Source organism: Vicinamibacteria bacterium (assembly GCA_035620555.1).
GTDB lineage: Bacteria > Acidobacteriota > Vicinamibacteria > Marinacidobacterales > SMYC01 > DASPGQ01.
This window is the reverse complement of record DASPGQ010000037.1, coordinates 1-13,333: the sequence shown is the minus strand read 5'-3', so window position 1 is coordinate 13,333 and position 13,333 is coordinate 1. Positions and strand designations below refer to the sequence as shown.

Sequence of the window (13,333 nt, the reverse complement as noted above, 5' to 3'; positions counted from 1 at the left end):
AAGTGCTCGACTCAGCGGTGACACTTTCTCCCATCGAGGCGCGGTGCGGTGACCCTCAGGTCATCGCCACCTGGGGCGATCTCGCGGAGATTCAGAACAAGCCCGCCGCACCCGATTCGATTCACTGGGGCGCCTCTCGAGCAGCACGTGACGTGCTCCTCGGGAACGTACGACGAATGCATGCGGCCGGGATCCCCATCGCGGTCGGCTCCAACGGTGGCAACATCGGAACACTCCAGGGTCCGTCCTTCCACCGCGAGCTCGAGATGCTGGCCGAGGCCGGTCTCACGCCGACCGATGTTTTGACCTGCGCGACGGCAAACGGGGCGCTCGCGCTCGGCGTTCTCGGCGATCGCGGCACGGTCGAAGTCGGGAAGCTGGCGGATCTCGTTCTGATCGGCGCGGACCCGAACGAGGACGTTTCGAGCCTGGCAATCATCGAGACCGTGCTGGTCGGTGGGGAGGTCGTTTTTTCTCGCGACCAGAATGCCAATGAAGGTGATCCATGAGCGCACCGCCAACAACTGGGCAGGTCAGAGGCCTGCCTCCCGAGGCCTATCAAGAAATTCCTGGGGAAGATTATCCTCCTTACGTCGACGCCAGCGAATCGCCTCCCGAAATCACGCCGCGCTCGATCACTCTCGGAGCTCTCTTCGGAATTCTCTTCGGGGCCGCCAACGCCTATTTGGGGCTGCGCGTGGGCCTGACGATCTCCACTTCGATTCCCGTGGCGGTCTTGACCGTTCTCGCCTTCGCCTTTTGGCGCGGTCGGCGTGACGGACAGAGCCGGATCCTCGAGGCGAACATGAGCCAGACGATCGGCTCGGCGTCGTCTTCCGTCGCTTCGGGCATCATCTTCACGCTTCCCGCGCTCTTCCTTTGGGGAATGGTTCCCGGTCTGGCGAAGATGACCGCCATCGCGCTCGCGGGCGGCCTCCTTGGCGTTCTGTTCATGGTGCCGCTGCGCCGGTTCCTGATGCGCGGAGAGCACGGTCGCTTGCCGTACCCCGAGGGAACGGCCTGCGCCGAAGTCCTCGTGGCGAGCGAGGTCGGAGGCGCCAAGGCAAGGGAGGTCTTCTTCGGGATTGGGGTGGGCGCTCTGTACCGATTGCTCCAAGGGGCGATGAACCTCTGGAGGGGAGAGGTGTCGACGCGGATCCCTCTCCTCCCCAAAGCCGAGCTCGGGCTGGAAACGAGCCCGGCACTCCTCGGGGTCGGCTACATCCTCGGCCCGCGAATCGCGGCGGTGATGGTGGGAGGCGGGCTCCTGGCGTGGCTCGTCATCATCCCCACGATCGCGTGGCTCGGCCAGGACTGGACGAGGCCTCTCTACCCCGAGATGGAGCAGCTCGTTCGAGACATGGCGCCTGCCCGCATCTGGACGAGGTACGTACGTTACCTGGGAGCCGGGGCCGTCGCGATGGGCGGCCTCATCACTCTCGTGCGCGCCCTGCCCATGATGGTCGGCGCGTTCCGGATCGGGCTGGCTCAAATCCGCGAGAGCTTGTCGGGGGCCACACCCGGGCAAGACGCGAAGATTCGAACGGACGCCGATCTGCCGCTGTCGGCAACGCTCGCGGGGGTTGGCCTCGTCGTGGCGCTCCTGGCCCTCGTGCCTCATGTGCTCGGGTTTCTCGAGACGGCAAGCCTGCGTGTGGTGGCGGCGATTCTCGTCGCCCTCTTCGCATTCTTCTTCGTGACCGTGTCCTCTCGCATCGTGGGAATGGTGGGGGTGACGAGCAACCCCACTTCTGGTATGACCATCGCGACGCTCCTGGGAGTGACGGGCCTCTTTCTCGTGCTCGGCTGGACGGACGCGACGGGTCAGGCTGCCGCTCTTACCGTTGGCGCCGTGGTCGCCGTCGCCGCGTCGATCGCGGGAGATACGAGCCAGGATCTCAAAACCGGATTCCTTCTCGGCGCGACGCCTCGACGCCAGCAGTTGGGAGAGTTATTTGGCATACTCACGTCCGCCTTTTTTGTCTGCCTGACGGTAACGGTGCTGGCAGAAGCTTACGGCTTCGGGACCCCGGAGCTGCCGGCACCGCAGGCGACCCTCATGAAGCTGGTCGTCGAGGGGGTTCTGTCACAGAACCTTCCCTGGGTGCTCGTCGGCATCGGGGCGGCAATCGCCCTCGCCGCGGAGCTCGTCGGAATCCCGTCTCTCGCTTTCGCGGTCGGGATCTATTTGCCTGTTTCCACCATGACCCCGGTCTTCATTGGTGGGCTCGTGCGCTGGCTGGCGGAACGAGGCGCGGGCTCCGAAGAGAGAGTGCGCGAACGTCGAGAGGGAGGCGTTCTCTTTGGCTCGGGTCTCGTGGGAGGTGAAGGGCTCCTTGGCGTTGCGATTGCCGCTTATGCCGTCGCCCGGACTCGGGCTCCCGAGGGCTTCGGAAGCGGGTGGGCCGGACCGTTCGAGCCGTGGTTTCCGCTAGTGCCTTTTGCCGTTCTGGTATGGCTCCTGTGGCGTGCGACGCGGGCGGGAGCTCACGGCTAGCTCGTCGTCATCAACCTGCCAGGGCTCGGGCGACTGCTTGCGGGAAGATCTCGATGACGTCTCCTTCGAGCCGAAGCGTGACGACCGGAAGCGAATCATGGTCCGTCTCCCCTCGGTTGATGATCACATAGGGCACTCCGCGCTTCGCGGCTTCGAGTGGAAACGACGCGGCGGGGTAGACGGAGAGCGTCGAGCCCAGGGCGACGACCAGATCGGCTTCGGCCGCGGCCTTGCCCGCACGAAGGAGGTCATCCCGCCTGAGGTTTTGACCGAAGCTGATGGTCGCGGGTTTCAGGAACCCAGAACATCGGCATCGTGGTGGCTTTCGTGTCTTGTGGAAGTTCTCCATGTGCGCCTCGGGGTCCGAACGTTCGAGACAGCTCAAGCACTCTACCCACAGGTTCGTGCCGTGCAGCTCGACGATCCGGTCCGGCGACGTCCCTGCGCGCGCGTGGAGGCCGTCGATGTTCTGGGTCACGACCATCGAGAGCCTGTCCGCCTTTTCCAGATCCGCTATTGCGAGATGGGCGGCGTTCGGCCTGGCCTCTCGAAAAGACGGCCAGGCTTCGAGCTTCTGGTCCCAGTACTCCACTCGTGCCGCCTCAGAAGCAAGGAACTCTTGCAGGTAGACTGGCTTACGGCGTTTCCACACTCCTTGGGGGCCGCGGAAGTCCGAGATGCCGCTCCCCGTCGAGATGCCGGCTCCGGTGAAGATAAGCACTTGCTCGGACGACTTCAGGAGCTCTACGAGATCGTCGAGCGGCGTTGCGATACCCATCAGTCGTTGTAATCCTGGCTCACGACGCGTTCGGGCTCGAAGAGGACGAGAACCGAGGGAGTCTCCTGGATCGATTCATAGTAGAGTCGGGCCTCCTCTTCGGTCTCGTAGTACCGGTGAATGATGCGCCAGCGATACGCCTCGGTGCGGGGGTCGTCCGCGCCGAGAAGATTTCCTCGGCCGTAGAGCATTACGGCGCGAACGTCCTGCCGGCCTCCGTCGACGCAAACGCTCATCCGCGGGTCCCGCGCCAGGTTGCGATGCTTGACGCTCCGAGCCGGGATGCTGATATACATGCGCCAGGACTCGTAGACGTACCAAACGGGGCTCAACTGGGGCATTCCATCCTTGGCGATCGTGGCCATGATGGCATGGAGGTTACGCTGCTCGAGAAAAGCGGCGACCTCTCCGGCGGACATGCTCGACATCGGCGGATGGGCGACTGTACGAATGACACCTTATAGCTCGCCATCGTAAGGGGCGCAATCATGGCGGGCGGGTAGGTTGTCGCGATGAGCCCGCGGCGCTGGTACACTGGTGGCAATCCAGGAGGCAGATCGATGCTCGCACGAATGGCCGGAGTTCTACTCGCGCTCGCCGGGGTGACGTTCGCCCAGGAAACGGGCTCGCGTCCCGACGAAGCAGCCGGGCAGGAGTCCTCTCAGGCGAAACCGATCGTCGCCGAGGAGAAGTTCTCGACCACCCAGCACCGCGCTCGAATCGGAGGCGCGACCGTTCCTTATACCGCCACCGCCGGCCAGCTCGTTTTGCGCCACGCGAACGGCAAGCCCCGAGCGAACGTCTTCTTCGTTGCCTACACTCGGGATGACCAGCGCGACCCGAGCTCGCGACCGATCGCTTTTGCCTACAACGGGGGCCCAGGCTCGGCCACGATCTGGCTCCATATGGGTACTCTCGGTCCCAAGCGGGTGCAAATGGCTGACGAGGGCTTCCAACCGGCGCCACCATTCCGGCTGGTCGACAACGAGCACTCGCTCATCGACGTCAGCGACGTCGTCGCCATCGATGCCGTTTCCACCGGCTTCAGCCGCGCGGTCGAAGGCGAGGATCCGAAGCAGTTTCATGGCGTGCAGCAGGACATCGAAGCTTTCTCGGAGTTCATCCGTCTCTACATCACGAAGTTCGATCGCTGGGCTTCCCCCAAGTATCTGCTCGGCGAGAGCTACGGCACGGTACGCTCGGCGGGGGTCTCGGCGCACCTCCAGGGCGAGCACGGGATCGAGCTGAACGGGATCATTCTCGTTTCGTCGGTAATCAACTTCATGACCCTTCGGGATGCACCCGGTAACGACATCCACTACGCGAGCTTCCTTCCCACATACACGGCCACGGCCTGGTATCACAAGAAGCTTCCTTCGGATCTGATGGGAGATCTCGATCTGGCCATCGATCAGTCGCGCAGCCTCGCTTTCGGTGACTACCTGCTCGCCCTCACCAAAGGTAACCGACTCTCATCGCTGGAGCGCGAAGAAATGGCGGCGAGACTCGCTCGGTTCACCGGGCTATCGGCCGACTACGTGGCGAGCGCCAATCTGCGCGTTAGTCCCGCTCGGTTTCGCAAGGAGCTCTTGAGGAACGAGCGTCTCATGGTGGGACGCCTCGACAGCCGCTTCACCGGCATCGACGCGGACGCCGCGGGGGAGCGGCAGGAGTTCGACCCGTCGAACACGGCCCTCCAGGGCCCGTACACGGCTCTGTTCAACGACTACGTCCGTAACGAGCTCGGGTGGGAGTCCGACCTCCAGTACTTCACGAGCGGAGACGTGCGCCCCTGGGACTATAACACCCAGCACCGGGCCGAGTACCTCAACCTCATGGAGCCGCTCCGCACGTCCATGGCGAGAAATCCATTCCTCGAGATCTTCGTCGCCAACGGATACTACGACATGGCGACGCCCTTCGCGGCTACCGAGTGGACCTTCGACCATCTCGGTTTCGAAAGCACGTACCGGGAGCGGGTGCAAATGGCTTACTACGAAGCGGGCCACATGATGTACATCCACCCGGAGATGCTCCAGAACTTCAAGAACGACCTGGCGGAGTTCATCGAAGCGACCCGTACGTCGACGCCGGTTTCACTGACGAGCCCGACCGAGCCCCAGTGACCGCGAGGCATCACCGAATCCGTGTTGGCAGATTACTCATCGAAGCTGTAACGAATGCGATAGAAGTCTTCGAGCAGCTCTCCCACGTAGCGCGCGACGAGCGACGGAGGCTCCTGGTCGATCACGGCACGCCGGATGAGTCCCGCGATTTGCGGCATATGCTCTTCCTCCAGGCCCTGCCGAGTGATCTCTTGAGTCGAGATCCTCGCTCCCTCCGTCTGCCCGCCAGAGTCATTTGAAACCTGCTGGCTCTTCGAGATCAGGATGTTGGCTTCTTGACATCTCGTTTCGAACGCATTCCCGTCGATACCGTCGAGCGCGAGAAAGATCTGGTGGGTTTGCGTGTAGCCGCGTCGTGCGGCCAGAACGCGAAAGCCCTCGGCTTCGAGCGCCTTTCCGAGAGCCTTCGCGTTTTTGACCGCGCGTGGTGCCAGCTCGCTCGCGAAGGCGAGCATCTCCGCGAGAACGTGGGCGGTGGCAGCGTATTTGTTCTGATCACGGGTTCTTATGAGCGTTGGGTAGGAGACCGACAGGACTCTTTCGGCCAGATCCTGGCGGTTCGTCACAATCAGTCCCCCCACCGCCCCGGAGAGAGACCGGTGAGTACTCAACGTCAGCAGGTCCGCGCCCTCGCCGAGCGGGTCCTGGAAGATCCCGGCGGCGATCAGTAAACCCACGTGGGCGCCGTCGTACAAGAGCAGGCTCTGCGATTCGTCGGCGATCTCGCGTAGCTCACGGACCGGGTACGGAAAAAGCACGTTGCTTCCGCCGATCACCACGACCCGGGGCTTCAACTCGCGCGCGAGTTGAAGAGCCGCCTCGACGTCCACCTCGAAAGTATCGCCGTGTATTGGCAGCTCGCAGACTTCGAGTCTCGCCATACCCGAGGGCCTGGAGGCGTCGTCGCCGAAGTTCCCACCCACCTCGAGCCGCTGGGAAAGGATGACGTCGCCCGGCCTCGTCAGCGCCAAGAGCGCCGACGCGTTGGCCATGGACGTGCTCACCGGACGCCAGTCGACGTACGAGGCGCGAAACAGCTTTTTCGCGAGGGAGATGAGGATGGCCTCGATCTCGTCGATGTAGACGTTCTGCCTCGCCGCAGGATAATCCTTGTCGCCGGGGAAGCCCTCGCTCACACGCGTCGCGAGATCCGAGGCCAGGAGACGACGGGCGCGTCGTGACATCACGGTCTCCGCGGCGTCGAGATTCAGGCACTTCTTGCCGCGCCAGCTCTCGTGATCTTCCACGAGCCGCCTCACCCGTTCGGCGATCTCGTGGGCGGACAGGCCTTGGAGCTTCGATTCGACCGCCTCCAGATAGTCGGCGGTCTTGCGGGTGAACTTGCCGTCGCGTACCGACATCCTGCCAGAAATCATAACAGCAGGAATAGCAGAGTACACTTGGAGTCGATTGAGATGGGTTCAGAAGTCTCGTGGCCAGAGCCGTGGCGGCACGATCGATTACGGGTCCCGCCACGGCATTGAGCACCAAATTGCGTTAGGAGGAATCATGGGGCCTCTTCGACTGTTCATCTGTTTTCTCTTCGTCGCTGGACCGGCTGCGACGCAGGAGCCTTGGTGGCCTTCCGAGTGGGGTCCCGATGACGAAAGGGGCGCGAGCAACCGGGTGACCGCCGATCGCGTGCTCGAGGCGGCGCGGCTCATCGTGCGGGGGAAGATCTACCCCTTGGGACGCGTCTACGAGCTCGGCATGCCGATGTTCGGAAACCGCCACTTCAGCCTGACGATACCGGGACGGCCAACCGGGGGGCCTTTCGGCGAGAACCAGCTCGTCTACAACGACGAGATGGTGTCCGGCGAGATCGGCCAGGTCGGAACGCAGTTCGACGGGCTCGGCCACGTCGGCACTCGCATAAACGGGGAGGATGTCTTCTACAACGGGTTCAAAAACATCGGCGGGACTTACGGGCTCGAAAAGCTCGGGGTCCAGAACGCCGGGCCCTTTTTCACCCGGGGAGTCTTGCTGGACGTCGCCCGCGCCAAGGGGGTCGACCGACTCTCACCCGGCTATATCATCTCGGTAGCCGACATCGAGGAGACGCTCGAGCGCGAGGGAATCGAGCTCCGAGAGGGCGACGTGGTTCTCTTTCGCACGGGCAACGGCCCGCTCTGGATGACCGACAACGAAGCTTACACGGCGTCGAACCCGGGACCCGGCGTGAGCGCGATCCGGTGGCTCGTCGAAAAGAAAATCGTCATGACGGGGGCGGATACGAGCAACGTCGAGGCCGTGCCCGGTGAGAATCCCGATATGGCTTTCGAGGGCCACCAATGGCTGATGAACCGAAGCGGCGTGCACAATCTCGAGAATCTCGATCTCGAGGAGCTCGCCGCCGACGAGGTGTACGAGTTCGCTTTCATCTTCGCTCCTGTACCCCTGAAGGGCGCTACCGGCTCGCCGGGAAATCCGATCGCCGTTCGCTAGCGACAGGCACGGAACGTCACGGGGTCAATGTGGTCTCGAACAGACGCACGAGCCGCTCGGCGTCGACCTCGCGGCAGACGTTGACCTCGGGTTGGCCGCGCCAGGGGGCCCATTCCTCGGCCCGGGGCCCGATCGCAGCGATGGTCTGACCGATGGCGATGCCGTCGGTAGCCACCCGGACCCGCGCTTTCTCGGTTACGAAGAGGCTCGGGTCGACGAAGTAGGCAACCGCCGACGGATCGTGAACGTAGAACCCACCCGTTACCGCGATCGATTCGTAGAATCGTCGATAAAAGCGGGTGATGCGGTAAATGAAGCCACCGAGTCGAGGGTCCTTCTTCGCCATACGCGAAAGGACGTCATCGGTCAATCGCACGCGCGTCGTCACATCGAGACCGACCATCGTGACCCTCCAGGGCGCCGTAAAGACGATGTCGGCAGCGTGGGGATCGCCCGAGACGTTGGCTTCCGCGACCGGTGAGACGTTTCCGCTCACGGAAACCGCACCTCCCATGAGAACCACCTCTTTCACGAGCTCCGGCAATCGAGGTTCCACCGCCAGCGCCAGTGCGAGGTTGGTGAGGCGGCCCAAGGCGAGCAGGGTCACTTCTCCGGGATGTTTCCGAGCCGTTTCCACGATGAATGATGCGGCATTCGTCTCGATGGCCTTTTCCGGTTGGCAGGGGAGCATCGATGTTGCCGAGACCGTCGGCGCCGTGGACGAATTCGGGAGGTGGTCGGAGAGGTACGACCCACGGATGCTCGGCTCCGCGCGCCACCGGGATCCTCGCTCCGGCGAGCTCGACCAGACGCAATGCGTTCAGCGTTGCTACGTCGGTCTCCGCATTTCCGAAAACGGTCGTTATCCCCAGGACGTCGAGGGACGGCGAGCGCAAGGCGAACAGGATGGCCATGGCGTCGTCGATGCCGGGGTCGGCGTCGATGAGAACCTTTCGAGGCTCGGAATCTTGCTGAACCGCGGTCGCCGGGTCTGCGAAGATAGGAACGATCGTCCCGACCAGGATGAACCCGAGAAACCGACTCATGGGCGAACCGGGAGATTTGGCGCTTTCGTCATGCCCGCGGGCGCGGCATCACCATGTTCATGATGCCGATGGAAAGAGCCGCGCCCAGGATGGCCCACACGATAGGGAAGCTCCCAGAGGCGCCAAAGCGGAACACCAACGGAAGCCCGAAGTTTCGCGCCAACCACACGCCGGCGATCGAACCGACGAAGCCGGCTGCCATCGACGCAACGAAGCCCACACCCGAGCGACCGAGCAGTCCGCGGGCGAGGCCGCCGACGATTCCGGCCACCGCCAGGAGAATTCCCACCTCGCCGAAGCTCACGCATCACCTCCTGAATTCTGCGGTGGCGGAGACCAAGCCCGTTCGCCGTGTTCTCCGGGTCACGACGTTCATCGCTCGAGCGCGACCTTTCCACTTTTCATCACGAATCGGACTTTTCTGAGAGCGGTTATGTCTTCGGCCGGATTACCCTCGACCGCGATCAGATCGGCCAATAGCCCCACCCGCACGCGACCGACATCGTCCTGCATGTTGAGCACGTCGGCATTTACCGAGGTCGCCGCTTGGAGCGCCTGCGTGGGAGTCATCCCGTAGGCGACCATGAGCTCGATCTCTCTCGCGTTGTCGCCATGGGGGAAAACTCCGACGTCGCTTCCGTTGCAGATCGTCACCCCGGCGTCGAGCGCCGCTTTGAACGAAGCTCGCGCCTCGCGAATGCGCTCGGGCTCGGGGTCGATGTCCTTTCTCCAGCCCGCGTATTGCGAAACCGCATCGCCTGCCGCCAAAGTTGGACAAAGGGCCACGCCGCGCTCCGCCATCAGGCGAAACACCTCCGGGGTTCCGGCGTAGCCGTGCTCGATCGTTTCGACCCCGGCGAGAGCGGCGCGTCGCATGCCCTCGGGTGTTCCCGCGTGGGCCACGACGGGCCGGCCGCTGCTCTTCGCCGTCTCCACGATGAGGGTGAGCTCATCGAGCGAGAAAGTCGGCATCGACTCGCCGTTCGGACCCCATCGGTAATCGGCGTAGACCTTTACCCAGTCCGCCCCTTTGCCGATCTGATCGCGCACGACTCGAACGAGCGCATCGACGCCGTCGGCCGGCTCGGCGCCTAGCGGCACGTTCCACTCCGGGTCGAATCCCTTGGGCCCGTAGCTTCCCGTCGCCACGATGGCACGGCCAGCAACCAGCATGCGCGGACCGGGTATGATGCCCTGTTCGATGGCCTGCTTGATTCCGACGTCGGCGTAGCCGGCGCCCTCCGAACCGAGATCGCGAATCGTCGTGAAGCCGGCGAGGAGCGTGTCGCGAACGTGGTTCGTCGCCCGGACGACCCGCAGAGCACGGGCCTCCTGAAGAACCTGCTCGTTCCACGAGGCTTCGTCGTAGGCATGAAGCAGAACGTGGGAGTGAGCGTCGATGAGCCCGGGCAGAATGGTTGCACCACCGAGGTCGAGTCTCTTGGCGTCAGGGGGGGCGGTGACCATCACCTGCGGGCCGGCGGCGGCAATGCGCTCGTCTTCGACCAGGACAACCCACCCGGCGTGGAGCGTCTCGCCGTCGAAGACCCGCGTCGGCTCGAGGACGAGGGTGTCCGCCATGCTAGTGGCCGCGAGAAGACACGACGCGACGAGAGAAAGAGGCTGTTTCAAGGGTGGTCTCCTCGAGGCGTTTATGTCACAAAGGCGAAGTCGTTACAATTCAGAAGCAGCACGGACAAACGCGATCTCGTCGGGTCGGAGTAGCGGCCCCGCCTGTTCGGGATTAGGATCGGCCAATGAAACCGCGGAGCTTCATTCCCCGCGACACTGACCCGGAGGCTAATGAGATCCAAACGCGGGCATATCGCCGCATGGGCGGCGTCGGGCGAATCGCGGTGATGTTCCGGCTGACAGCCATGACGAAGAGAAACGCCGCCGCCGGCATCCGTGAGCGTCATCCCGATTATGACGAGGAAAGGGTTCGAGTGGCCCTCTGTCGCCTCCTGTTTGGTGATGAACTGACTCGGCGCGTGTTCGGGATTCGAAAGCTCCCGGTTCCATGACGCCCGAAGAGAGGGCCCTTCTCGATGTCGTACGGCTCCTCGAAAACCTCGGAATCCCATACATGATCGTTGGCTCGGTGGCCAGCAGCCACCATGGTCGTCCCCGGGCGACCCACGACGCGGACGTGGTCATCGACCCTTCTTCCTCATCGCTTCAAATGCTGCTCGGGCGTCTTACCGAGTCTGGCTTCTATGTGGACGCCGGACGAGCGCGACAGGCTCTGGCTTCGCGGACTCAGTTCAACGTGATTGAAACTCACAGCGCCTCGAAGATCGATTTGATCTTACGTAAAGATCGACCGTTCAGCCGGGAGGAGTCGAAGGCGCTACCCGGCTGACATCGGAGAAGGCATGCGGATCTCATTGGCGACGCCAGAGGACACCGTGCTATCGAAATTGGAATGGACGAGGAAAACCGGTGAGTCCGAAAGACAGCTCCATGATGCCGCTGGCGTCGTCGACGTCCATCCCGACCTCGATCGCGCCTACATCGAACGATGGGCGAAAGAGCTTGGCGTCATGGATCTTTGGGAGCGAGTCCTCGAAGGCCGCTCGTGATTATGGCCCTTCCCGCCCGAGGCCCCTACCATTATCCATCCCCAGGCAACCCTCACCGCTCGTGCATCTCTGTCACCCGAGGCAAATCGTCAGGATGCTGATGTCCTGACACAATTTGTCGCGGTGTCCGACCCGTACTACTCTCTTGCCAGGAGAGGGAAACGCCATGGCAACCACGATGGGACGACCCGCCGAGACCGAGTATCACCCGTACTATCGCGGCTACGTGAGTCTGGTCACCGAGGACGATGTGATCGACGCTCTCGAACGGCAGATCGACGCGCTACGGAAGATCGCAGCCGCCGCCTCGCCCGAAAAAGAGACATTCCGCTATGCTCCCGAGAAATGGAGCATCCGGCAGTTGTTCGGGCACCTGATCGATGCCGAAAAGGTGTTCGGCTATCGAGCCCATTGTATCAGCCGGGGTGAGCAGGCAGCGCTCCCCGGCTTCGACGAGCAGACCTACGTCGCGAAGTCGCGCTATGCGGAAGTGCCTCTTTCCGAGCTCGTGGAAGAGCTCGCGCTTTTGCGGCGAACGAATGTGATCTTGTTCCGCCGCGTCGATGACGAGCCCGGAGGCTGGAAGCGAACGGGCAACGCGAACGGGGCCAACATTTCCCTGCGTGGCCTCGCCCATGTCGTCCTCGGCCACGCGAGACACCACATGGGTGTGCTTCGCGATCGTTACGGCGTTACGGCGTAACCCGCTTCACCGGCGGGCAAGCTACCGCGATCCTGGGCCCTCGCGTCACCGGGAGTTGCCGTTGTCCATGTCGGACACGATGAGCCAGCGGCCGGTAGTATCTTTGCGAAGCGTGAGCGTGAACTTCCCCGAGTCGGGATCGCCTTCCTGCCGAGCAAAGCCGCCGATGATGTACCCGACGGATCCTTCCGTCGCGAACGCGAAAGCGCGAAGAGCGAGCGGGCCGCCGCTGTCCGAATAGCGCTCGCGGATCGCATCCCGGCCGCGGACTGGAGGAGCTCCGGGCGAGAGGACGAAACCGTCCTCGGCAAACAGAGCGGCCAGCGCGTCGGCGTCCTGGTTTCGCCATGCGACCTCGTAATCTCGGAGAACCCGTGCGAGCGAGTCGGGCAGCGTGACGCTTGGTTGCTCGGACGGGCTGGACTCCTGCCCGACGAGCGTGCCCGCAAGCACGAGAATCAAGAACATACGCAGCTCGATCATGGCACCCTCCACCCTGAACTTGATACGCGTGGTTTATCGATGTCTCATCGTTTATGCTTTGTCAACCCCTTTCGGGTAACGGAGACCGCTTGATCGGACGCACTCTCGCGCACTACCGCATCGACGCCGCACTGGGTGCGGGCGGCATGGCGGAAGTTTTCCGAGCGACCGACATGAAGCTCGGGCGCGAGGTCGCCCTCAAATTGCTCCCCGCGGACATGGCGACTGACCCCGAAAGGCTCGAGCGGTTTTCGTCCTTGGGCCGGCGCGCATCGACGAGCGGGGGGCGGAGGAGGCAGTCCCCAGCAATCGGGACGTGAAAGTGGATCAGCGAGCAGCGGAGGCTCAGAGATCCGTCGCCGTTCTACCGTTCGTCAACCTGAGTGGAGATCCGGATCAGGAGTACTTCAGCGACGGGATGGCCGAGGAGGTGCTCAATGCCCTGGCTGCGGTACCAGGCTTGAGGGTTGCCGCACGGACGTCTGCTTTCTCGTTCAAGGGCCGGAACCTGGACGTGCGCACGATCGGAGAGGAGCTCGACGTGGCCCACGTTCTCGAGGGCAGCGTGCGAAAGGCCGGCTCGCGTCTGCGCATCGCGGCTCAACTGGTGAGCGCCGACAACGGCTATCGCGTGTGGAGCGAGGTCTTCGACCGCGAGATGACGGATGTATTC

Annotated in this window: 17 protein-coding genes and 1 pseudogene; 10 read left to right on the top strand and 8 right to left on the bottom strand. The window is 63.3% G+C overall.

Annotated features, from left to right (window positions below; all coding sequences use genetic code 11):
- Both VEK15_01460 and VEK15_01455 read left to right on the top strand, forming a co-directional pair.
- Positions 1-509: amidohydrolase family protein (locus VEK15_01460; protein ID HXV59331.1), on the top strand; the 509-nt coding region annotated here is incomplete at its 5' end.
- Positions 506-2,497 (top strand): oligopeptide transporter, OPT family, encoded by a 1,992-nt coding sequence (locus VEK15_01455; GenBank protein HXV59330.1) that lies wholly within the window; start codon positions 506-508, stop codon positions 2,495-2,497. The genes VEK15_01460 and VEK15_01455, both read left to right, overlap by 4 nt.
- A 10-nt stretch (positions 2,498-2,507) precedes the next feature.
- On the opposite strand, the gene VEK15_01450 is transcribed toward VEK15_01455, so the two are convergent.
- Complete coding sequence (locus tag VEK15_01450; protein ID HXV59329.1) at positions 2,508-3,275, bottom strand: Sir2 family NAD-dependent protein deacetylase; 768 nt, start codon at positions 3,273-3,275, stop codon at positions 2,508-2,510.
- Positions 3,275-3,703: a pyridoxamine 5'-phosphate oxidase family protein gene (locus VEK15_01445; GenBank protein ID HXV59328.1), complete on the bottom strand. Its 429-nt coding sequence runs from the start codon at positions 3,701-3,703 to the stop codon at positions 3,275-3,277. The genes VEK15_01450 and VEK15_01445 overlap by 1 nt, the downstream gene beginning before the upstream one ends.
- Before the next feature lie 132 nt (positions 3,704-3,835).
- Between VEK15_01445 and VEK15_01440 the strand changes: the two genes are divergently transcribed.
- Positions 3,836-5,401: a peptidase S10 gene (locus VEK15_01440; GenBank protein ID HXV59327.1), complete on the top strand. Its 1,566-nt coding sequence runs from the start codon at positions 3,836-3,838 to the stop codon at positions 5,399-5,401.
- A gap of 32 nt (positions 5,402-5,433) precedes the next feature.
- Here VEK15_01440 and VEK15_01435 read toward each other — a convergent pair whose 3' ends face one another.
- On the bottom strand, positions 5,434-6,777 hold the full coding sequence (locus VEK15_01435; protein ID HXV59326.1) for a hypothetical protein: 1,344 nt from the start codon (positions 6,775-6,777) through the stop codon (positions 5,434-5,436).
- A 133-nt stretch (positions 6,778-6,910) separates the two neighbouring features.
- Here VEK15_01435 and VEK15_01430 point away from each other — a divergent pair, with 133 nt between their 5' ends.
- The gene (locus VEK15_01430) at positions 6,911-7,846 is read left to right on the top strand and encodes a cyclase family protein (GenBank protein ID HXV59325.1); all 936 of its coding nucleotides are present in this window, start codon (positions 6,911-6,913) and stop codon (positions 7,844-7,846) included.
- A gap of 16 nt (positions 7,847-7,862) precedes the next feature.
- Here the strand turns inward: VEK15_01430 and VEK15_01425 are convergent, their stop codons facing one another.
- The 4 genes and pseudogenes from VEK15_01425 to VEK15_01410 all read right to left on the bottom strand — a co-directional run bounded on the left by VEK15_01425 (position 7,863) and on the right by VEK15_01410 (position 10,473).
- Complete coding sequence (locus tag VEK15_01425; GenBank protein HXV59324.1) at positions 7,863-8,537, bottom strand: nucleoside hydrolase; 675 nt, start codon at positions 8,535-8,537, stop codon at positions 7,863-7,865.
- Between the two features lie 55 nt (positions 8,538-8,592).
- Positions 8,593-8,760, bottom strand: a pseudogene (locus VEK15_01420) (nucleoside hydrolase).
- A gap of 160 nt (positions 8,761-8,920) precedes the next feature.
- Positions 8,921-9,196 (bottom strand): hypothetical protein, encoded by a 276-nt coding sequence (locus VEK15_01415; GenBank protein HXV59323.1) that lies wholly within the window; start codon positions 9,194-9,196, stop codon positions 8,921-8,923.
- A 68-nt stretch (positions 9,197-9,264) separates the two neighbouring features.
- Positions 9,265-10,473: an amidohydrolase family protein gene (locus VEK15_01410; protein ID HXV59322.1), complete on the bottom strand. Its 1,209-nt coding sequence runs from the start codon at positions 10,471-10,473 to the stop codon at positions 9,265-9,267.
- 176 nt (positions 10,474-10,649) lie between these two features.
- Here VEK15_01410 and VEK15_01405 point away from each other — a divergent pair, with 176 nt between their 5' ends.
- The 4 genes from VEK15_01405 to VEK15_01390 all read left to right on the top strand — a co-directional run bounded on the left by VEK15_01405 (position 10,650) and on the right by VEK15_01390 (position 12,177).
- On the top strand, positions 10,650-10,916 hold the full coding sequence (locus VEK15_01405; protein HXV59321.1) for a hypothetical protein: 267 nt from the start codon (positions 10,650-10,652) through the stop codon (positions 10,914-10,916).
- Positions 10,913-11,254, top strand: a complete 342-nt coding sequence (locus tag VEK15_01400; GenBank protein HXV59320.1) for a hypothetical protein — start codon at positions 10,913-10,915, stop codon at positions 11,252-11,254. Before VEK15_01405 ends, VEK15_01400 begins: the two co-directional genes overlap by 4 nt.
- A gap of 13 nt (positions 11,255-11,267) precedes the next feature.
- Positions 11,268-11,474: a hypothetical protein gene (locus VEK15_01395; GenBank protein HXV59319.1), complete on the top strand. Its 207-nt coding sequence runs from the start codon at positions 11,268-11,270 to the stop codon at positions 11,472-11,474.
- Between the two features lie 166 nt (positions 11,475-11,640).
- Complete coding sequence (locus VEK15_01390) at positions 11,641-12,177, top strand: DinB family protein (GenBank protein HXV59318.1); 537 nt, start codon at positions 11,641-11,643, stop codon at positions 12,175-12,177.
- 45 nt (positions 12,178-12,222) lie between these two features.
- Here the strand turns inward: VEK15_01390 and VEK15_01385 are convergent, their stop codons facing one another.
- Positions 12,223-12,660 (bottom strand): SgcJ/EcaC family oxidoreductase, encoded by a 438-nt coding sequence (locus VEK15_01385; protein ID HXV59317.1) that lies wholly within the window; start codon positions 12,658-12,660, stop codon positions 12,223-12,225.
- Positions 12,661-12,749: 89 nt separating this feature from the next.
- Here VEK15_01385 and VEK15_01380 point away from each other — a divergent pair, with 89 nt between their 5' ends.
- Both VEK15_01380 and VEK15_01375 read left to right on the top strand, forming a co-directional pair.
- The gene (locus VEK15_01380) at positions 12,750-12,980 is read left to right on the top strand and encodes a hypothetical protein (protein ID HXV59316.1); all 231 of its coding nucleotides are present in this window, start codon (positions 12,750-12,752) and stop codon (positions 12,978-12,980) included.
- A 2-nt stretch (positions 12,981-12,982) separates the two neighbouring features.
- Positions 12,983-13,333 (top strand): AraC family transcriptional regulator (locus tag VEK15_01375; GenBank protein ID HXV59315.1); only part of this gene is annotated, 351 nt, incomplete at its 3' end.